The sequence below is a fragment of the Paraprevotella clara YIT 11840 genome (assembly GCF_000233955.1).
Taxonomy (GTDB): domain Bacteria; phylum Bacteroidota; class Bacteroidia; order Bacteroidales; family Bacteroidaceae; genus Paraprevotella; species Paraprevotella clara.
Genome location: NZ_JH376597.1, coordinates 240,016 through 261,673, shown reverse-complemented (window position 1 = coordinate 261,673; position 21,658 = coordinate 240,016). Strand labels below are relative to the sequence as shown.

Sequence of the window (21,658 nt, the reverse complement as noted above, 5' to 3'; positions counted from 1 at the left end):
GACTTCAGAGCTTTTCTTTCAGGTAGCGGCCTGTATAGCTGTCCGGACAGGCCGCTACTTCGTGCGGTGTGCCGCACACGACCACGTTGCCGCCTTGCGCGCCTCCTTCCGGGCCGAGGTCGATGATGTGGTCGGCACATTTGATGACGTCCATATTGTGTTCGATGATGACGAGCGTATGGCCGCGCAGGATGAGGGCGTCGAAAGCTGCCAGCAGGCGTTTGATGTCGTGGAAATGCAGCCCCGTGGTCGGTTCGTCGAAGATGAAAATGGTCGGTTCCGTTTTCTCCATGCCGAGATAGTAGGCCAGTTTCACGCGCTGGTTCTCGCCGCCCGAAAGGGTATTGGACGATTGGCCCAACTTGATGTAGCCCAGTCCCACGTCTTGCAGCGGTTTGAGCTTTTTGGATATCTTGGATTGCCCGTGCGCGTCGAAGAACTCGATGGCTTGGTTTACCGTCATGTTGAGCACGTCATAAATGTTCTGCCCGCCGAATTTCACTTCCAACAGGTCGCTTTTGAACCGTTTGCCGTGGCACGACTCGCATTCCAGCACGAGGTCGGCCATGAACTGCATTTCCACCGTGACCGTCCCTTCGCCTTTGCATTCCTCGCAACGTCCGCCTTCGGTGTTGAAAGAGAAGAAGCCGGGCGTGAAGCCCATTTGTTGGGACAGCGGTTGTGCGGCGAACAGTTTGCGTATCTCGTCGTAGGCCTTGATGTAGGTGACGGGGTTGCTGCGCGAAGACTTGCCGATGGGATTCTGGTCCACGAACTCGATATTCTTTACCATTTGCAGGTCGCCTTCCAGTCCGAGGAACTCGCCCGGACGGTCGGCCACTTCGTCGAATTGCCGTTTCATGGCGCGATAGAATATGTCGCGCACGAGGGTGGACTTACCCGACCCACTGACTCCCGTGACCACCGTCATGACGTTGAGCGGGAAGCGTACGTCGATTCCGCGCAGGTTGTTGGCCCGTGCGCCTTTCACTTCGATATAGTTTGTCCACGGGCGTACGCTGTCCGGCAAGGCGATGGTTTCCTGTCCCGTCAGGTATTTCACGGTGTAGCTTCGCGTGTCCTGCGGTTTCTCGGCCAGCATCTGTTGCAGGTCGCCTTGGAATACCACCTCGCCGCCCAAGCGTCCGGCTTGCGGCCCGATGTCGATGATATAGTCTGCCGCACGGATGATTTCCTCATCGTGTTCCACCACGATGACCGTGTTGCCTAATTGCTGTAATTGCCGGAGCACGCGGATAAGTTTGTCCGTATCACGGCTGTGCAGTCCGATGCTCGGTTCGTCCAGGATGTAGAGCGACCCCACCAGGCTACTGCCCAATGACGTGGCCAGGTTGATGCGTTGGCTTTCGCCGCCCGAAAGCGTATTGCTCAGGCGGTTCAGGGTGAGGTATCCCAGTCCTACGTCGAGCAGGAAACGGATGCGGTTGTTGATTTCGGTGAGCAGGCGTTTGCCCACTTCCGCCTCGTGGGCGGTGAGTGTCAGCGTGTCGAAGAATTTCTTCAGTTCGGTGACGGGCAGGTCCACCAGATCCGAAATGGCCCGTCCGCCCACTTTCACGTATCCGGCTTCGGGGCGCAGGCGCGTGCCGTGGCATTGGGGACAGATCGTTTTGCCCCGGTAGCGTGCCAACATGACGCGGTTCTGTATCTTGTATTGGTCTTTCTCCAACATCTTGAAGAAGTTGTCGATGCAGATTTCCTCTTCGGGCGATGAAGCACCGGTCTTTCCGTGCCATAAATAATCCTTTTGTTCCCGTGTCAACTTGTAATAAGGCTCGAAGATGGGGAAGTCGGCCTTCTGTGCCCGGCGGCAGAACTCCGTTTTCCATTCGCCCATCTTTTCTCCGCGCCAGCAGACCACGGCTCCGTCGTACACGCTCAGGGCCGAGTTGGGGATGACCAGCTTTTCGTCGATGCCGATGACGCGGCCGAATCCTTCGCATACGGGGCAGGCACCGACCGGCGAGTTGAACGCGAATAAATTGTCCGACGGTTCTTCAAACGTGATGCCGTCCGCCTCGAAGCGCGTGGAGAAAGTGTGCAGGATGCCCGACGGAACGATGCGCAACATACATTGCCCGTTCCCCTCATAAAAAGCGGTTTCGGCCGAGTCGGTCAGTCGGGAGATGGTATCTTTGCTGTCGTCGCAACTCATGCGGTCGATGAGCAGATGGATGGTGCGGTGTTCGCCTTTCGACGGATCCGAGGCCAGTTCCAGCATGAAGTCCTCTATGCGCACGACCTCGCCGTCTACTTCGATGCGCGAGAAACCCTGCTTGAAGTCGCTGTCCAGTTGCTCTTGAAGGGTGCGCCCTTCACGCACCTGCAACGGGGCGAGTACGGTGAAGCGCGTGCCTTTGGAATAGGAGAGCATGCACTGCACTACGTCTTCCGTGGTGTTTTTTTTCACCTCCTGTCCGCTCACGGGGGAGAAAGTGCGCCCGATACGGGCATACAACAGGCGCAGGTATTCGTAAATCTCGGTGGAAGTCCCTACGGTGGAACGGGGATTACGGCTGCTTACCTTCTGCTCGATGGCGATGGCGGGCGGGATGCCTTTGATGTAGTCGCATTCCGGTTTGCTCATTCGTCCGAGAAATTGCCGGGCGTAAGCCGACAGGCTTTCCACGTAACGTCGCTGTCCTTCGGCGTAGAGCGTGTCGAATGCCAGCGAAGACTTGCCCGAACCGGACAGGCCGGTGATGACAATCAGTTTGTTGCGTGGAATGTCCAGGTCGATATTCTTCAGGTTGTTCACCCTCGCCCCCTTGATATGTATGTAGTCGTTCATCAGTTGTTTTCGTTAATTGTCCTTATGTTTGCAAAGTTAGTCAATGTTTGGCAAACGCATGATGGATTTTTATTGTATTTTTGCACGGAAATAACGTGTATGATGAATAAAAAATCACTTTTGCTTTTGATGATGTGGCTTTGCAGCTTTGCGCTTCAGGCCCAGTTGTCGCCCAAACGGGAGTTTCGCGGCGCATGGATACAGTGTGTGAACTATCAGTTTATGGGGTTGGGTACGGCAGAGATGCAGCGTACGCTGACGTACCAGTTGAATGAACTGCAAAAGTGCGGTATCAATGCCATCCTGTTTCAGGTACGCCCTGAGTTCGACGCGCTTTATGCCAGCAGCTTCGAGCCGTGGAGCCGTTATCTGACCGGACAGCAGGGCACGCCGCCTTCTCCCTACTGGGATCCGTTGCAGTGGATGATAGCCCAATGTCATGCACGGGGCATGGAACTGCATGCCTGGATCAATCCCTACCGGGCCAAAACGAAAGGTACGAAGGAACTGGCTGCCACACATGATTACAGAAAGCATCCTGAGCGGTATTTCTGGTATGGCGAACAACTGATTATGGATCCGGGGATGCCCGAGAACCGGGACTATATCTGCAACGTCGTGACGGACATCCTGTTGCGTTATGACGTGGATGGCATTCATATCGACGATTACTTTTATCCTTATCCCGAAAGCGGTTTGCGCATTCCGGACGACCAGACGTATGCGCGTTACGGGAACGGAATGAACCGCGATGACTGGCGACGGGAGAATGTGAACCTTTTCATCCGTCAGTTGCACGACTGCATCCATGCCGTCAAGCCTTGGGTGAAGTTCGGCGTGTCTCCTTTCGGTATCTATCGTAACTTGAAGAGCGACCCGAAGAGGGGAAGCAATACGCGCGGATTGCAGAACTATGACGATCTCTATGCCGATGTGTTGAAATGGGTGAAAGAAGGTTGGGTGGATTATAACATCCCTCAGGTGTATTGGGAAATCGGGCATTCCGCGGCCGACTACGATACGCTGATACGCTGGTGGAGTGAGCATGCCGGACATCGGCCTCTCTACATCGGGCAGGACGTGGACCGTACGGTAGCCAAAGCCGACCCCGTGGACCCGAACAAACACCAGATGGAGCGCAAGATGGCTTTGCAACGTTCGTTGCCTAACATCGAGGGCAGTTGCCAATGGTATGCCAAGGCAGTGGTGGACAACAAAGGAAATTATGGCACGATGTTGCGCAACTATTACCACCGTTATCCGGCCTTGCAGCCCGAGATGCCGTGGATAGACCACAAGCGTCCGAAGAAAGTACGCAAACTGACCACTTTATGGACGGAAGACGGCTATATGCTGTTTTGGCGTGAGCCGCGCGGAACGAGCGAGATGAACCGTGCGCGTCAATATGTGGTTTATCGCTTTGCCGAGGGCGAGCCTATAGATTTGGAATATGCCGAGAATATCGTGGCGATTACGCCGAACACTTTCTATAAACTGCCTTATGAGGACGGGAGCCGGAAATATACGTATGTGGTGACGGCACTCGACCGTTTGCAAAACGAGTCGAAAAAGGTGAAAAAGAAAATACGTCTTTAGAATTGTACGCGGACGGCATGAAAATCGTTTGTCTGAAAGGAGGACTGGGGAACCAGATGTTCGAATATTGTCGTTTCCGGGATTTGATGGAGTCCGGACACGATGAGGTTTATCTGTTTTACGACCACCGTAGGCTGAAACAGCATAATGGTTTGAGGCTTTCCGATTGTTTTGAACTGGAATTACCTTCTTGTCCGTGGGGGATAAAACTGGTGGTTTGGGGGCTCAAAATCTGTCGTGCCGTGGGAGTTTTGAAAAGATTGTATGATGACGAGAAGCCGGAAGCCGTGTTGATAGACGATTACAGTCAGCACCGGCGTTTTATACCGAATGCTCGTCGTTACTTCTTTTTCCGTCAGTTTTTGGCAGAACTGCAGAGCGGTTTCGTACAGATGATAAGAGCCGTGGATTATCCGGTATCGGTACACGTGAGGCGCGGAGACTATTTGCATCCTTCCAACTCGAGTTTCGGTTTATGTGGAGTGGACTATTTCCAACAAGCCATTGCTTATGTCAGAAAGAAGCGGCCCGATGCGCGTTTCTTTTTCTTTTCCGACGATATGGAATGGGTGAGGGAGAATCTTTGGATGGAGGATGCCGTATATGTGGAACATACGGAACTGCTGCCCGACTACGTGGATTTATATTTGATGACGTTGTGCCGCGGGCATATCATTTCCAATTCCACGTTCAGCTTTTGGGGGGCATATTTGGCCGTAGATGGCAACGGTATGAAAATCTATCCTCGTCGGTGGTTCCGCGACCCTACATGGACCAGTCCGCCTATCTTTTCGGAAGAGTGGGTCGGGCTATAGGATATAAGATACGTCCCCGGGAATTTCCGTTTTGGATTTCCCGGGGACGTGTGTATTACGTAGAACGAAGACGTTAACGTTTCCGTCGAGACGAGAACTTTCGTTTGTACCACAAGTAATAGCCGCTGAGCGGGAGAATCCCTCCGATGAAAGCAGCCAGGAAATAAAGTACCTTGGTCCACATGCCGCCCCAGGAGCCGGTGTGGAAGGCATAAAACCAACCTTTCAGCGTTTGTGAGGCCGGGGCATCCTTATAATAGGTTATGGAGCCGAGGCGACCGGTTTGCGGGTCGAATTGTATTTTATCCGTTTGACGGCGGTCGGTCTTCGGGTTGGGAGCCACTTCTATGCCTTCCGTACCCAGCTTGACCGACTTGTAGGTCGGATAGATCTGGCGGACAGCGTCTGCGGCTTTGTCCCATACGGCATAATTGAAAGTGGTCCCTTTCCGGCCTTTTTCTCCGCCGGCATGCCGCTGTCCGTCCGGACGGGACTGTTTTGCGGCATCTTTCCGTCCCTTTTGCCGATATTCCGGTCGAGGCGTATTTTCCACTTTTGGCGCGGTGCCACCGAAAAGGGAATACGCGGCTGTGCGATACCAAGTGAATGACCAGGTAAGTCCGGTCAGCGCCATGACGAGTAGGAATAGCGTGGTGTAGAAACCGAGCGATACGTGACTGTCGTAACAGAAACGCCGCCATCCTTTGTTACAGGATACCTGAAGGCGGTTTTTCAAAGCCTTTTTGGTCCGCGGTATCCAAATCACCACACCACTGATGAGTATCGCAACGAAGACCAGCGTAGTGACACCGACAATAGTTTTACCCACGGTCTTGTCTCCTTTCCGAGGCGGAACATCCATCAGCCAGCGATGAAGTTTGCGCATGGTCTGAAAGAAAGGATAGCTTTTGTTCCATCCGTTTATCTCGCCGGTGTAAGGGTTTACGCTTAGCGTTTTGCGGTTTAAGTGCTCAAAGCTGACCATCCAGGCTTCTTCCGGGGTGCCCGACATTTGCAGGCCGGAAATCTGCAATGCGTCCGGGAGTTGCGTGCGGAGCTTCGTGACCAGTTCGGAAGGCGTGAGCGGCTTTGCTCCATCCTCTACTTCGACCCGATAAAAACCGGGATTCAGGGCACGGGTGATATCCTGCTCAAATACCAGCGCCGCCCCCGAAAGGCAGACGACGCTGATAATGATGCCGAATGGAATGGAAAACCAAAGATGAATCTTGGCGAATGCTTTTCTCATATTTCAAAATTAGTTTGTAGCGGCCAGTTTGCCGATGGCCGACACGCTGTTGTGGGTAATGATGGTCAACCCTTTGGTAGCTTTAGCCGTAGCCGGGTCTATCTTGTAGAGTGCCGGAGCCTCGCCGTCCTTGGTCGTGACAGGGACGTATGCTACCCCGTTTTCGCAGAAGGGGTCACCCAATGAAGAAATCTGCTCTTGGGCTGGCAATCCATCGGTTACTTGAGTCAGCTTACCGCTTTCGCCTTTGAATACGGCCAGTTCGTTGGTCGGCGCATTCTTGCCGCTCATCGTACCCTCGCTATACATTTGAAGCAAGAAGTAGTCGGCTGTGATATGCCAGCAGCGGAACATCGGATGACCCGTACCCTGTTCTTCAAGATTATAGTAGTAGTTGGCATCGAATTGAGTCTCTCCAGCTTTGATGCGGACAACGCCCGATGGCAGTTGGCCGGTAACTTTCTTCAGGTCGGCAGAAGAGGTAGCCGTACGCCCGTAACCCGGAGAGAACACGTAGAGGTCGCCGTTGTCGGCAGCCCAAATGGTCTGGTAGTATTGCGATTTCTTGCGTCCGCTGGCAAAGCCGATTTTATCGGTTTTTACGATAACCGGAGTTTCGTCGAAACTGTCTCCGCTGTAAATGGCGATGAAGGCATTGTCAGGATATTGGGTGGAAGGAATCTGCCCGGCTGTGTATTGACCGGAACCGCTGCCGCCGTCGCTAGTGGCGATGAGTGCCTGGTCCGTGACCTTTTCAGGGAAGGTGTTCACGCCATAGTGGCTCATGCCCATAGGAACGACTGAGGTATAAAGTTTGCCGTTTGCCTCCACGAAACCGGCAAAGCTGACAATCTCGCCGTTGCCGAGGAAGTTCTCGGCGATACGCTTACCGGTGGTTGTATTGCCCGAATGTACATTCAGATAATTGAACTGGAGATATTTGGCAAAATTGCCTTGGGCGTCTTTTTCCTGCGAGCCGTCGTTGGTGGAGCAGGTGATGACATTATCGCCCCATGTACCGTATGTCGTGATACGGTTGAAAGTGTATTCGCGTGCTTCTTTTACCTTTCCGGTTGCGGCATTCAGGGCGTAAGAAGTTCCGGTTCCTGCATTTCCGTCATTGTATTGCAGCCCGAAGAGGTATTGTTGGCCGTAGAATATCCAATAGGACGCACCGATGGCTTCGGTACCGTTGCCCAATACCGTCACGGAGCCTTCGTCGAGTGATTCGCTGGTGACGAGATAAGTGCCTTCGTCGGCCTTGGCTGCTATGACGTATTTGCTTGTACCCGGAGTTGTGGTGCCGCCATTACCGTTGCCTCCGCCGGGAGTCGTGTCGTCATCGCTGCATGAAGTCAATGCGCCGCCGACGCAGAGGGCGGCAGCAAGCGCCCAAGTAAAGAATCTTTTTTCCATGTTTTTAATTATTTATTGAGTGAATGATGCTGTTTATTTCCCGAAGTAAACCCTTACCTTTCCATAGAAAGCCCGTCCGGCCTTTTGCAGGCTGTAATTGTCGTAAAGTTTTTCGTCCGTCAGGTTACGGCATTCGAGCGAAAAGTTGTAACGTCCCTTGGCCACACTGTAATTCAGTGTGAGATTGTGGGAGAACTGTTCGGGGACGCGTGCTTTGGTGTCCGGGTCGCCGAAGTCTTCCCAGTACAGGGGAAACTCGTGCTGGTAGTAGCTGTCGTAAGTGAGCGAGAGCATGTTGCCTTTGCCGAACAAGTCATGCCAATAGAATGATGCGTCGAAGTTGGCGTAGCGGTAGGGCTGGTTGGGGATGCGCTGTCCGTAGGTCAGCGAAGCCTGCCCCGTGCCTTCGGCCAACCGTTTCTCACGGTCGATGGCATCCATGCTGTTGAATGTTCCGCCCAAGCTGAACCAGTTCGCATAGCTGTAACGCAAGGAGACGTTGTATCCTTTGGTCTTGACCCGTCCGTGGTTCTCGTAGAATCCGAAGTCCATACCGCCCACGTTGTCCAATCCGCGACGGATGTAATCCTTCGTGTCGCGGTAGATGAGGCTTCCTTCCATGTACAGTCCGTGCTTACCGAATCGCGGGGTGTATCCGAGGTTGAAGTTGACATTGTCGCTTTTTTCGGGACGCAGGTTCGCCCGTCCGGCTTCCAGGTCCTCGTCACCGAAAAGTTCGTCTGTCGAGGGCAGGCGGTAAGCTTTCTCGTATGACAGCTTGGCCTGCAGGTTTTTCAGGATGAAGTAAGTTCCTGCTGCTCCATAGCCGAAAGCACTCGTTTTTTGCGACATCTGTATGTAATTGCCGATACCGTCGTCGCTTTGGGATACGGGGCCTTCGTTATATTGGTTGTAATACTTGCCGAACACCGTGGCGTTCCATTTCTCTGTGGGCATGAAGCGGTAAGACAGTCCGGTGACGTTCTTGCGGGAACGCTTGGGGATGCTGAAGTCCGAGAGGCGCGAACTTCCTGCGACGTACGAACGAGTGGTGCGTTCAAAAGTGCTCAGCACATGGTTGAGCGTGACCAGATGGGCGTGGCCGATGCGATAGTTGGCCGTGAGCGTACCGTTCCAGTTCTTGTTCTTGGCCTCGTTGTTCTGGTTGGATTGCTCCCCGGGCACGCCGGTATATTTCCGTTGTCCCAACCAGTTGTATTTGTAAGATGCCGTATCTATGTTGTGGGTGATGTTGTGGTTGTAGTTGACATTGGCCATGACATCGAGTCCCTCGACCCACAAGTTGCGTTTGCGGTATTCCAAAGAGGGAATGAACGAGAAGCCATGACGGTGTTTTTCTCCGAATACGACTTTCTGCAACACTCCGTTTTGTATCTCCTTATAAAAGTGGGTGTAGGTAAAGCCCAGCATCAGGCGGTCGGCCCATTTCTTGTCGGCCACCCCGATTTTGCCGCTCACGGCTTCGTTGTGGAAACGGTCGTTGAAACGTTTTATATGGTAAATCTTTGTCTTGTCAGTGTTCTCCGAGATACCGTCGTCGCTAAATTCCGTAACGTAGTAGTCAATGTAATAGTTGTTGTCCGAGAGATTCTGGAAAGCGTTGATTTCATACAGCAGACCGTTCTTGAATGACTGTCCGAAGTTGACGAAAGATTTGTGGGTGTTGAACGAGCCGTAAGAATAAGAGGCATCGGCAAACCAGCCGAGTTTCCTTTGGTTGGTGACGATATTGATGACCCCGCCCAAGGCATCGGTACCGAAACCTACGGGAACCACTCCACGGTAGACCTCGATGCGTTCGGCGAAGTTCACCGGCAGGTTGTTCAGATTGAGGGCTGTTCCGGCTCCTTCCTGCGGTACGCCGTCGATAAAGATCTTGACGTGTTTGCCCGTAAAACCGTCGAGCATGAGTTGCATGTCCGAACCCATTCCGCCCGTCTCGCGCAGCTTGACGCCCGGAACGGTGGTCAGCACTTCGGCCAGGTTCTTATTCAGTCCGGCCATGCCTTTCAAGTCTACGGCCACAGCGTTGAATGCCGATTTGTTGATGCGGCCCACGTGGCTGGCTTCCACTTTCACTTCGGCCAGTTCCATATCTTTCTGGTGCATTTTGACATTCAACTTCTGGCGTTCGCCAGCCTGGAGGGTGACGGTACGTTCCACCGTGGCGTACCCCATAGCCTTAAACACCAATGTATGCTTTCCCGCATCGACTTTCAGATGATATATTCCTTTTTCGTCGGGGCGTGTACCGATAGAAGTCCCTTTGACTTGTACGGTAGCAAAGTCCATGATTTCGTTCGAAGTGGAGATCACCTTGCCTGAGACCATAGCCTGTTTCCGGGCTTGTCCTGAAAGGTGATTTGTTCCTGCAATAAATACCAATGTAAGGCTTAACAATCTGATTACCGTTTTCAATTTTTATGAGTTTAGGAGGTTTGTTTTGCGAATGCAAAGATACGGCTTGGAAAGAGAATTTTGCAATCGTTCAAAATCAGTAATTTGCGGATTGAGCAAATACCTGTTTTTAGGTATTGCATTATTTCTTGATTATCTTATCAGTTCATACTGACGGAGAGATGGGCGTATGGATACTTGAAAGTAGGGATATTGTGAAATATGAACAAAAAGAGCGGGAATGTGTGGTTTCACATTTCCGCTCTTTGTTTATGCTTAGTTTCTGAACACCAATCCGTTTCCGTCCGCATCCACGATGATGGGTCTCGTCCGGTCGATATGCTGTGCCAGCATGGTCTTCGACAAGTCGTTCAGCAGGTAACGCTGGATGGCCCGTTTGACCGGACGGGCACCGAACTCGGGATCGTAACCCGCATCGGCCAGGAAGTCCAGGGCGGCATCGGTCAGTTGCAAGGTCACGCCGTTGCCCTCCAGCATCTGGGTGATGCCGTTGATTTGCAGGCGCACCACCTGTTTGATTTGCTCCTGAGTGAGCGGCAAGAACATGATGGTCTCGTCGATACGGTTCAGGAACTCCGGACGAATGGTCTTCTTCAGCATGCCGAGCACCTCTTTTTTCGTCTCCTCGATGAGGGCTTCGCGGGCTTGTGTGCCGGTCTGCGGCGTCAGTTTCTCGAACTGGCTCTGGATGTAACCACTCCCCAGGTTGCTCGTCATGATGATGATGGTGTTCTTGAAGTTCACCACGCGTCCCTTATTGTCGGTCAGGCGGCCGTCGTCGAGCACTTGCAAGAGGATGTTGAATACGTCCGGATGCGCCTTTTCTATTTCATCGAACAGAACTACCGAGTAAGGTTTGCGGCGTACGGCCTCCGTGAGTTGTCCGCCCTCATCGTATCCTACGTATCCCGGAGGCGCACCGATCAACCGGCTTACGCTGAATTTCTCCTGATATTCCGACATGTCGATACGCGTCATCAGCGTCTCGTCGTCGAAGAGGTATTCGGCCAAAGCCTTGGCCAGCTCGGTCTTGCCTACACCGGTCGTTCCCAAGAAGATGAACGAACCGATGGGACGTTTCGGGTCTTGCAGTCCCGTACGGCTGCGCCGCACGGCATCGCTCACGGCCTGTATGGCTTCGTCCTGCCCGATGACCCGTTTGTGGAGTTCCTCTTCCAGATGGAGCAGCTTCTCGCGCTCGCTTTGCAGCATCTTGCTCACGGGGATGCCCGTCCAACGGCTTACCACATCGGCGATGTCTTCCGAGGTCACTTCCTCTTTAATCATCGCGTCTCCGCCCTGCGTGTCCTTCAACTGGTCTTGTATCCGGTTGATTTCGTCCTCCAATGCCTTGAGCTTGCCGTAGCGGATTTCGGCCACCTTGCCATAGTCGCCTTCGCGTTCGGCCCGTTCGGCTTCGAATTTCAACTGCTCGATTTGCTGTTTGTTCTGCTGGATTTTGTTCACCAGTCCGCGTTCGGCCTCCCATTTGGCCTTGTAGCTGCTTTCCTGTTCTTTCAGTTCGGCAATCTCCTTGCTCAGTTGTTCCAGTTTGGGCTGGTCGTTTTCCCGTTTGATGGCCTCGCGCTCGATTTCCAACTGTTTCAACCGGCGTTCGATTTCGTCCAATTCCTCCGGTACGGAGTCACGCTCCATACGCAGTTTGGCTGCCGCCTCGTCCATCAGGTCGATGGCCTTGTCCGGGAGGAAACGGTCGGTGATATAGCGGTTGGAAAGTTCCACGGCGGCGATGATGGCGTCGTCTTGGATACGCACCTTGTGGTGGTTCTCATATCTTTCCTTCAGTCCCCTCAGGATGGAAATGGTGCTGAGCGTGTCCGGCTCGTTGACCATAACCGTCTGGAAACGGCGCTCCAATGCCTTGTCCTTTTCAAAGTACTTCTGGTATTCGTCCAACGTGGTGGCACCGATGCTTCTCAGCTCGCCCCGTGCCAAGGCAGGCTTCAGGATGTTGGCGGCATCCATGGCACCCTCGCCTTTTCCCGCGCCCACCAACGTGTGGATTTCGTCGATGAAGAGGATGATGCGCCCTTCGCTTTTCGTCACTTCGTTGATGACGGATTTCAGACGTTCCTCAAACTCTCCTTTGTATTTGGCACCGGCGATAAGCGCGCCCATGTCGAGGGAGTAGAGCTGTTTGTCTTTCAGGTTCTCCGGTACGTCGCCCCGCAGGATACGATGGGCCAGTCCTTCCACGATGGCCGTCTTACCCGTACCCGGTTCGCCGATTAATATGGGGTTGTTCTTCGTACGTCGGCTCAGGATTTGCAGCACGCGCCGTATCTCTTCATCCCGTCCGATGACCGGGTCGAGCTTTCCGCTCCGCGCTTCCTCGATGAGATTCTTGGCGTACTTGTTGAGCGCCTGATAAGTGTCTTCACTGTTTTGGGAAGTCACTTTTTCTCCTTTACGCAGTTCGTTGACGGCAGATGCCAGTTCCTTTTCAGTGATGCCTGCGTCTTTCAGGATTCTGGAGGCCGTGCTTTTCACGGTCAGCAAAGCCAGAAGCATCGGTTCGAGCGAGACGAACTCGTCGCCGCCCTTGGAAGCGTAATCCTGTGCCCGTGTCAGCACTTCGTTGCTTTCGCGGCTCAGGTAGGGTTCGCCTCCCTGTACCTTTGGCAGCGAAGCGGTCTGGCTTTCCAGTACCTGTTCGATTTGCCTGCTGTTGACACCCAGTTTCTGAAAGAGGAAATTCGTGACGTTTTCCCCCACTTTGAGGATACCGGCCAACAAGTGCTCCGGTTCGATGGCTTGCTGTCCCCTTGCCTGTACAAGGTTGACGGCTTCCTGAATGGCCTCTTGGGCCTTGATGGTAAATTTGTCAAAAGTCATGGTTGTTTCCTTTCTATATTTAATTGTTTATTTTTCTGTATTTCAGTGTGGCGTTTTCGAGCCACACTTATCCTGTATCAAAATGTTTGCCATAAGGAATAGTCTGACAAAATGTCATAAAACATGAAAAAATGGCAGACCGGATGCTTCGCGGACTGACGGCTTTGGTATGTGGGCTTTCATGTGAGGGACAAGCGTCTTTGTCAAAAAGTCAAATCGGCCTTCATGAGAATCCGTTATTTGCGTCCCCGTGCGGAGGTCTGCGGAAATACGCGATTCTCGTGGGGTGGAGGGAAGACAATCTGTCGTCCATAAGGAGCTTTCCGGCAACATCCGGAAGGCCGGGCTGCGAGGTTCTGCGCAGGAGAGTACCGGGCGTGATAGTACAAATCGGATAGACATGGCATTTTGACATCAGCCTTTGACAGGCGGAAAGGCTTCAAATAGCAAAAAATCAAGCCGGAAAAGCTTGTCCTTACGTCGTTTTCAGGTACATTTCGCCTCCCGATGCAGACCTCCTCCGGCCGACAAGTGGAGAAAAAAAATGTTTTTTCAGCCGAACGGAAAATCAATCTCTTGAGATTGAAACGCGGTTAGGCTTAAAAAGATTAAAAAACGAGTCTTAAACGTGAAAAACTGTATTTAGGGATGCCTCGAAAACATCTGAAACTACGCTGGAAAAAGGTTTTTCCACTGGCCTGTATGACCTTTTTGCTGTCATTTTGAAAGCAAAAAGACGCAGTTGGTGACGACAGATTCTCGTTTCATGCGCTGCTCTGCTTTTGTTTTTTTGTATCTTTGTGAACGGAAAACAGTACTACATAAAATGGAAAAAACGAAATGGAGTGAGAATGTCATACTGGTGGATGCGGATTACGTGGATGCCGTGGCATTCAATTTAATCGTGAATTTCGAGCGGATGCTGAACCGTCCGATTCCTAAGGCCGACCTGGCGCAATGGCTGGTTTGCGCGGCTTTGGACGGGGGAGTCGGAGAGGGAAAGAACGACATACAGGTCGTGTTTATCCACGGCAAGGGGCGGAAAGCCTTAGAAAACTTCACCCCCTCGGACTTCGAGGCCGAACTTGACGGCAAGGCGTTCTGCGACGGACATTTGGGAGAATTCAAGTTAAGTTCCGTACAAGTGGAGAACTTGGTGGACGGAGACGCCCTCTATTTGCAGTCGCTCGAGGCATTGGCCGACGAGAAAGGCATCAAACGACTGGTCATCGTGCCGGACGTGGAGAAATACGGTCTTCGAGTACGCGAGATTTTGGGCCGGACCGAAGGCAAGGACATCACGTTGCTGGCCATGGAACCTCAGGCGGGGAGAGGATTCCGTCAGGAAATTCTCGGTTACTCGTTGATGAATGCGTTGGGCATCAGGGGAGACGAAATTTGCGATTAAGCGAGAACAGACCGAACTTGTTCGAGTCTGCCGAGCGTGAGCAAATTATCTAATTCAAATAAAAATCAAAAAAACAGGCTTTTTCTTTCCTTCTTGGAAAAAGTCATTAACTTTGCATCCTATACATATTTAATTATAATACCGAATTCAAAAAAATGGGAAAAGTTTTAATTATCGGTGCCGGCGGTGTGGCCACGGTAGCAGCGCACAAAGTGGCCCAGCATCCGGAAGTGTTTGACGAAATCATGATTGCCAGCCGTACGAAGGCCAAGTGTGACGCTATCGTGAAGGCCATCGGGAACCCGTCTATCCAAACGGCACAGGTGGACGCCGACAATGTGGAAGAGTTGGTGGAACTGCTGAACGGTTACAAACCGGACATGGTGATGAATCTGGCCTTGCCTTATCAGGACTTGACCATTATGGAAGCTTGTCTGCAAACCGGATGCAATTATCTGGATACGGCAAACTACGAGCCGAAGGACGTGGCTCATTTTGAATACAGTTGGCAGTGGGCCTACAAGAAACGTTTCGAGGAAGCTGGACTGACCGCCATTCTGGGCTGCGGTTTCGACCCGGGCGTTTCCGGTGTGTATACGGCATACGCGGCCAAACATTATTTCGATGAAATCCATTACCTGGACATCGTGGACTGCAATGCGGGAAATCATCATAAGGCTTTTGCCACAAACTTCAATCCGGAAATCAACATCCGCGAAATTACTCAGAACGGACGTTATTACGAGAACGGACAGTGGGTGGAGACGAAGCCTATGGAAATCCATAAGGACCTGACGTATCCGAACATCGGTCCGCGCGACTCTTATCTGTTGTTCCACGAAGAGCTCGAATCGCTGGTGAAGAACTTCCCGACCATCAAGCGTGCCCGCTTCTGGATGACTTTCGGACAGGAATACCTTACGCATCTGCGCGTGATTCAGAATATCGGTATGGCACGCATAGACGAGGTGGATTACAATGGAGTGAAAATCGTTCCGTTGCAGTTCCTCAAGGCCGTGTTGCCCAACCCGCAGGATTTGGGTGAAAACTACGAAGGCGAGACCAGTATCGGCTGCCGTATCCGTGGGGTGAAGGACGGAAAAGAGCTGACTTATTACGTGTACAATAATTGCAGCCATCATGCCGCTTATCTGGAGACCGGCATGCAGGGGGTCAGCTATACGACGGGCGTGCCGGCCATGATAGGAGCCATGATGTTCCTGAAAGGCATCTGGAAGAAGCCCGGTGTGTGGAATGTGGAAGAGTTCGATCCGGATCCGTTCATGGAGGAGTTGAACAAGGACGGGCTTCCCTGGCACGAAGTGTTCAATGGCGACCTTGAACTTTAATGCAGTATATCCCGGATTGCATCTCTTGTCGGGGTGCTGCCGGGAGCTGAAACATAGATGATTTGATTATAAAAAAGATTATGGCAAAGAAAGAAGAAGAAACCACTGGGGGCGGCGGACCGAATACGGAGAAGCTGAAAGCCCTGCAAGCGGCGATGGACAAGATAGAGAAGAACTTCGGAAAGGGTTCTATCATGAAACTGGGTGACGACCACGTGGAACAGGTGGATGTGATTCCTACGGGTTCCATCGCGTTGAATGCCGCTTTGGGCGTGGGGGGATACCCGCGCGGACGTATTATAGAGATTTACGGTCCGGAGAGTTCCGGTAAAACGACCTTGGCCATCCATGCCATTGCCGAGGCGCAGAAAGCCGGCGGGATAGCCGCGTTTATCGATGCGGAGCACGCTTTCGACCGTTTTTATGCCGCCAAGTTGGGCGTGGATGTGGACAATTTGTGGATTTCCCAACCGGACAACGGGGAGCAGGCATTGGAAATAGCCGACCAGTTGATCCGTTCGTCGGCTATCGACATTATCGTGATAGACTCCGTGGCTGCCTTGACACCGAAGGCTGAGATCGAGGGCGATATGGGGGACAATAAAGTCGGTTTGCAGGCCCGCTTGATGAGTCAGGCTTTGCGTAAACTGACCTCCACAATCAACAAGACGAATACCACTTGTATTTTCATCAACCAGTTGCGTGAGAAAATCGGCGTGATGTTCGGCAATCCGGAGACGACGACCGGTGGTAACGCTTTGAAATTTTACGCCAGCGTGCGTCTGGACATCCGCCGCGTGACGAGTATCAAGGACGGCGACGAGGTGGTCGGTAATCAGGTACGCGTGAAAGTGGTGAAGAACAAGGTGGCGCCTCCTTTCCGTAAGGCTGAATTTGAAATCACCTTTGGAGAAGGTATCTCTAAAATCGGCGAAATCGTAGACTTGGGTACGGAACTGGGTATTCTGAAGAAGAGCGGTTCCTGGTACAGTTACAACGATACGAAGATTGGACAAGGAAGGGATGCCGTGAAAAATATGTTGAAAGACAACCCCGAACTCTGTGACGAAGTGGAAGGACTGATTGCGGCAGCCTTGCAGGATGCCAATGCCAATCCGTGACAATATCCTTTTTTATAAACGAAAAGAATGGCCGCAGGGCTGTTCTTTTCCGTTTATTTGTAAGACAACCCTAACCAAATTTTTAATAACATGAGAGTGTTACGAACTTTATTTTTATTGATGAGTGTGGCTTCGTGTCCTTTTGTCATGCCGGGCAAAGCCGCAAAAACAGCTAAATCCCATGTGGACGAAGTGTCTATGATGATTGGTACGGATGGTAGCCATGAGACGGAATACGGGGGGACGACTCCGGCCGTGGGTACGCCTTTTGCCATGACGCAGTGGTGCGCGGCGACCCGCCTCAACGGTATATCCCGTACGATGTATCGCCGTTGCGATTCGGTCTTAATCGGTTTTATGGGGACGCACCAGCCGGCCATCTGGATGGGAGATTACGGGTTCATGACTCTGATGCCCCAAAGTGGAGAACTGAAAATCAAGGCGACGGACAGGCAGGTGCGTCTGGATCATGGGAAAGAAGTGGCTACACCTTATTATTATAAGGTGTCATACGCTTCGGGAAAACACGGCGGTTCGGAGATTACCACGGAAATGACAGCGACTTCACGCGCGTCTTTCTTTCATATCACTTACCCCAAAGGGGAAAAATCCTTGCTTTATTTGGAGGCCGGGAGGGAAAACGAAGGAGGTTTCATACGCATTTATCCCGACAAGCGCGAGGTACATATATATAATAAGGAAAGGCATGATGCCCATTTGGGGCCGGCCTTACCGGGATTCAAAGGATATTATGTGTTGAAGTTTTCCCAGGCCTTCGCCGGTTACGGCACATGGCGCGACGGGGCGGTCAGCGGAAAGTCTGTACAGGCGGAAGGTGGTTCGGTAGGCGGATATGTCGAGTTTCCTGCGGGGACGACGTGGGTTGATGTACGTATCGGCAGTTCTTTTATCGACTTCGAGCAAGCTGCGGTGAACCTGTCTAAAGAGATTCCGGCCAGGTCTTCGTTTGCATCCGTGACGAAAAAAGTGAAAAAGGAATGGGAGGAAAAGCTTTCCAAGATAGACTTGGAGGGGGCGAGCGAAGAAGACCGTACGATATTCTATACGGCGTTTTTCCGTACCTTGCAGTATCCTCGGGAGTTTTCGGAATATGGCCGTTATTACAGTCCGTTTGACGATAAGGTGCATCAGGGCGTTTCCTATAATGCTTATTCTTTGTGGGATACTTTCAGGGCTGAACACCCTTGGCTGCAAATCATGGCGCCCGAACGGGTGGATGATATGGTTACGGCATTGGTACAAATGTACGAAGAGGGCGGCTGGATACCCAAATGGCCGAATCCTACCTATACGAATATCATGATCGGCACGCATGCGGACGCTGTAATAGCGGATGCTTACATCAATGGCTTTCGCGATTATGACGTGGAGAAGGCGTATGAAGCGATTCGTAAGGATGCCTACGTGCCTCCTACGGACGACAGTCTCCACCGTTGGGGGGACAGAGAATGGTGGAACGGCGGATATGAGGCACGCGGCGGATTGTCTTATTACCTGAAGAACGGTTACGTGGCGGATGACCGGACGAATGAATCCGTGGCCCGCACGTTGGAATTTGCTTTAAGCGACTATTGCATTGCCCAAATGGCAAAGGCTTTGGGAAAAACGGCTGATTATGAAGATTTGATGAGAAGGGCAAAGAATTACCGCTATTTATATAATCCGAAAACGAAACTTTTCCAAGCGCGTAATGCCGATGGCAGTTGGGCCGGGGAGCATTCAGGGTTTACCGAAGGGGCCAACTGGACTTATCAATTTTGTGTCATGCAGGATGTGCAGGGGCTGATAGATTTAATGGGAGGTAATGAGTCTTTTGCCGCAGCGCTCGATAACGTGTTCGACAACGGGCATTACCGGCATGACAATGAACCCGGTCACCATTATGTGTATTTATATAACTATTGCGGTCGCTTCGACAAGGCGCAAGAACGTATTCCGGAAATCCTGGAAACCCATTACAGGAACGGGGCGGACGGACTGTCGGGAAATGACGACTGCGGACAGATGTCTGCCTGGTATCTGTTCAGTTCGTTGGGCTTTTATCCGGTGACTCCGGCGTCGGGAGAGTATGCGTTGGGGATTCCGCGGTTCCCGTCGGCCCGTGTGGAACTGCCGCATGGCAAAGTGTTGACAGTTCGTGCCGAAGGTCTGAAAGAACATAAGCATCTGCCGGTCATTCTTTTTAACGGAAAGAAGCTGGATGCGCCTTTCATTGCCATCCGGGACTTGATGAAAGGCGGAGTTTTGGAGTTTAAAGCCGAGTGAAAAAGCTGTGAAGGACTGAAGGGCGGGTTTCAGAAATTGAATCCCGCCCTTATGTATCCGGCGGTCTTGGCTCGGTCGCTGAAGCAAATCGTAATACCGATAGGGCCTATAAAGGTACGGAGGTCATATTTTACGGCTCCACCGAAGATGTGGTATCCCAACAGGTCGTTATTGTTGAAACTGTTTTTGAAAAAATGCATCCAGTCGTCCGATGTGGCGGCGATATTGAATACGCCGCTGACGTAATGCTTTCCTCCGATGCGTTGACGGGCCTCTATTCCCGCCACGACCAAAGAACGATGGGACATCTCGAAATGATTGATGCCGTAGAATGGTATTTGTTGGCTGAAGTATTTGCCCCGTTCTTGGCCGCCGAGCGTATTCATCTCGGCCACGGTGTTTTCTGTCGTCAGATAGCGTCCTTCTATCCGGGGCATTAAAGTGAAGCGCGAGTTGAAAGAGAATGCGGCATTCCAGTGTATTCCGGCTGTGTGGAAGGCTTTGTTTCCGTTTAATGGTATGGCATAGTAGTATTCCATATCGAATTCAGCTCCTTTTGTCGGGAAGTAAATATCGTCCAATGTGTTGACGGCGTATTGTGTGCCGAACTTCAGGTAGCTTTCTTTGGTAATATCTGTCGGCGAGCTGTCCTCGAAGCGATAGAGGAAGGAACCGTAGTTGTAGAGTTGGTAAATACCTCCCAACTTGAGACGTACGTTTTTCCAGCTTTTGGTGAATCCGACCTCTCCGAAATGGTGATTGAAGCTGATGCCGTACGTCCTTTCTCCTTTCTCATAGATGTTAAAATCGTTGTAAGTATAACGATAACCGGTGGTAAGGTTCCATTCCCTGCCTAAGTTGAGATTGTAATGCGCGTCGCCATAAGTTTGCTTTCCTAAACGTAAAGTCAGGTTGATGTGGTGATTCCTTTTTTTCCCGAGTTGCATTTGTCCGTTGAACAGCAAGGCTGCCAGTTCTTCGTTGTCGAACCTAAGTCCCAGATTGATGGAATTTCTGGGCGCGTCGCCTATCAGGATTTTCAAGCTTCCTGCATAGCGCGCTTCGATATTTCCCGGGCGGTGCATATAGAAGAAAGGAGGAGTGGGACGGCTCACGATGGAATCGTCGGGAGAGAAACGACCGCCTATGGCCCGTAAGGTGTCTATCTGTGAGCGGGCGGCCTGTGCTCCACGTTCCATCAGGGAGTCTATGGCTGTTGTGTTGAAACTGGCTGTGTTGTATCCTTTTACATCGACCTTGATATAGACGTCCGAAAGCGCGATATTTTGTTCCCAACGGTCTTTTCTTTGCAAGTCGATGAGTTGGTTGAGTTGTGCGAAGATATTGTTTTGAAGTTCTTCTGCATTTTTCATCGGATCCTGTACGTCCACGCCTATGACAATGTCTGCTCCCATTTGCCGTGCCACATCTACCGGATAATTGTTGATGATACCACCGTCGATGAGTAGTTTGCCGTTCATGGATATCGGGGCAAAAGCACCGGGAATGGACATGCTGGCACGTATGGCGATGGGCAGTACGCCGTTTCGGAATACGATCTCTTCGCCCGTCACCAAATCTTGGGAAATACAGGCAAACGGGATAGGCATTTTTTGAAAATCAATGGAATCGTGGTACCCTTCGGTGAGTTGCCATAACATACGCCCGATGTTTCTTCCTTTAATGACTCCTCCGCTGATTAAGTCTTGCGGTTTTTCAAAGAAGGGGACGGAGAGGATGTATTGTGAATTTTGTTCTCTGGTCTGTAGGTTAAGCGCGTTGCGATAAGCTTTGTCGCTAAGCAATGTGTTCCAGTCTTGTGCCATGAATATACTGTCGAGCTGTTCGGTCGTATATCCTATGGCATATAACCCGCCGATGATACTACCCATGCTCGTACCTACAATCATGTCGATGGGGACTCCTGCTTCTTCAATTACTTTCAGTGCCCCGATGTGAGCCGTACCTTTTGCACCGCCTCCGCTTAGTACTACGGCTACCCGTGGGCGTGCCATAGAAATATGGAATACCGATAAGGTGCAAAGAAATAATAGAAGTCGTGCTATTTTCGTCATACATTTTATATTTTTTCAGCCATTTTGGCAGTTTTCAGGTTTGACTGTCGCAGATGAGCTTGTCCGAGAACAAAGATAGCAGAAAAACTCTCTCTTGATTCCGATAAATCTTTTTTTATTGTTTTTTCTGTCTCATGAGATGGTTTGGCACGCGGTTTGTTTTTATAACAGTGCGCTGCTTCCGTAAGAGGCGGACGTAAGAAATACATTCAATTTAGATTAATAATAAAAAAGTA

At 51.6% G+C, this 21,658-nt stretch carries 13 protein-coding genes; 7 read left to right on the top strand and 6 right to left on the bottom strand.

The window, feature by feature from the left end; translation table 11 throughout:
- Positions 1-4: 4 nt before the first annotated feature.
- Positions 5-2,812, bottom strand: a complete 2,808-nt coding sequence (gene uvrA / locus HMPREF9441_RS07345; RefSeq protein ID WP_039865020.1) for an excinuclease ABC subunit UvrA — start codon at positions 2,810-2,812, stop codon at positions 5-7.
- Between the two features lie 99 nt (positions 2,813-2,911).
- Here uvrA and HMPREF9441_RS07340 point away from each other — a divergent pair, with 99 nt between their 5' ends.
- A complete protein-coding gene (locus HMPREF9441_RS07340; RefSeq protein WP_039865018.1) occupies positions 2,912-4,408 on the top strand; it encodes a glycoside hydrolase family 10 protein in 1,497 nt (498 codons plus the stop codon).
- A 17-nt stretch (positions 4,409-4,425) separates the two neighbouring features.
- The gene (locus tag HMPREF9441_RS07335; protein ID WP_008619736.1) at positions 4,426-5,223 is read left to right on the top strand and encodes an alpha-1,2-fucosyltransferase; all 798 of its coding nucleotides are present in this window, start codon (positions 4,426-4,428) and stop codon (positions 5,221-5,223) included.
- A gap of 73 nt (positions 5,224-5,296) precedes the next feature.
- Here HMPREF9441_RS07335 and HMPREF9441_RS07330 read toward each other — a convergent pair whose 3' ends face one another.
- The 4 genes from HMPREF9441_RS07330 to clpB form a co-directional block, all read right to left on the bottom strand.
- A complete protein-coding gene (locus tag HMPREF9441_RS07330; RefSeq protein WP_008619735.1) occupies positions 5,297-6,472 on the bottom strand; it encodes a PepSY-associated TM helix domain-containing protein in 1,176 nt (391 codons plus the stop codon).
- A 9-nt stretch (positions 6,473-6,481) separates the two neighbouring features.
- Positions 6,482-7,888, bottom strand: coding sequence for a DUF4374 domain-containing protein (locus tag HMPREF9441_RS07325; RefSeq protein ID WP_008619734.1), 1,407 nt, complete (start codon positions 7,886-7,888; stop codon positions 6,482-6,484).
- A gap of 33 nt (positions 7,889-7,921) precedes the next feature.
- Entirely contained in the window at positions 7,922-10,240 is a 2,319-nt protein-coding gene (locus tag HMPREF9441_RS07320; protein ID WP_008619733.1) for a TonB-dependent receptor, read from the bottom strand.
- 342 nt (positions 10,241-10,582) lie between these two features.
- Positions 10,583-13,183, bottom strand: coding sequence for an ATP-dependent chaperone ClpB (gene clpB, locus HMPREF9441_RS07315; protein WP_008619732.1), 2,601 nt, complete (start codon positions 13,181-13,183; stop codon positions 10,583-10,585).
- Between the two features lie 131 nt (positions 13,184-13,314).
- On the opposite strand from clpB, the gene HMPREF9441_RS18350 reads away from it, so the two are divergent.
- From HMPREF9441_RS18350 to HMPREF9441_RS07295, 5 genes are all read left to right on the top strand, one after another.
- Entirely contained in the window at positions 13,315-13,581 is a 267-nt protein-coding gene (locus tag HMPREF9441_RS18350; protein WP_008619731.1) for a hypothetical protein, read from the top strand.
- A 428-nt stretch (positions 13,582-14,009) separates the two neighbouring features.
- On the top strand, positions 14,010-14,591 hold the full coding sequence (locus tag HMPREF9441_RS07310; RefSeq protein ID WP_008619729.1) for a DUF6621 family protein: 582 nt from the start codon (positions 14,010-14,012) through the stop codon (positions 14,589-14,591).
- A gap of 155 nt (positions 14,592-14,746) precedes the next feature.
- Positions 14,747-15,940: a saccharopine dehydrogenase family protein gene (locus HMPREF9441_RS07305; protein WP_008619727.1), complete on the top strand. Its 1,194-nt coding sequence runs from the start codon at positions 14,747-14,749 to the stop codon at positions 15,938-15,940.
- 80 nt (positions 15,941-16,020) lie between these two features.
- On the top strand, positions 16,021-17,061 hold the full coding sequence (gene recA, locus HMPREF9441_RS07300; RefSeq protein ID WP_008619726.1) for a recombinase RecA: 1,041 nt from the start codon (positions 16,021-16,023) through the stop codon (positions 17,059-17,061).
- 90 nt (positions 17,062-17,151) lie between these two features.
- A complete protein-coding gene (locus HMPREF9441_RS07295) occupies positions 17,152-19,347 on the top strand; it encodes a GH92 family glycosyl hydrolase (protein ID WP_087943195.1) in 2,196 nt (731 codons plus the stop codon).
- 29 nt (positions 19,348-19,376) lie between these two features.
- Here the strand turns inward: HMPREF9441_RS07295 and HMPREF9441_RS07290 are convergent, their stop codons facing one another.
- Positions 19,377-21,422, bottom strand: coding sequence for a patatin-like phospholipase family protein (locus HMPREF9441_RS07290; protein ID WP_244949671.1), 2,046 nt, complete (start codon positions 21,420-21,422; stop codon positions 19,377-19,379).
- Positions 21,423-21,658 lie beyond the last annotated feature (236 nt).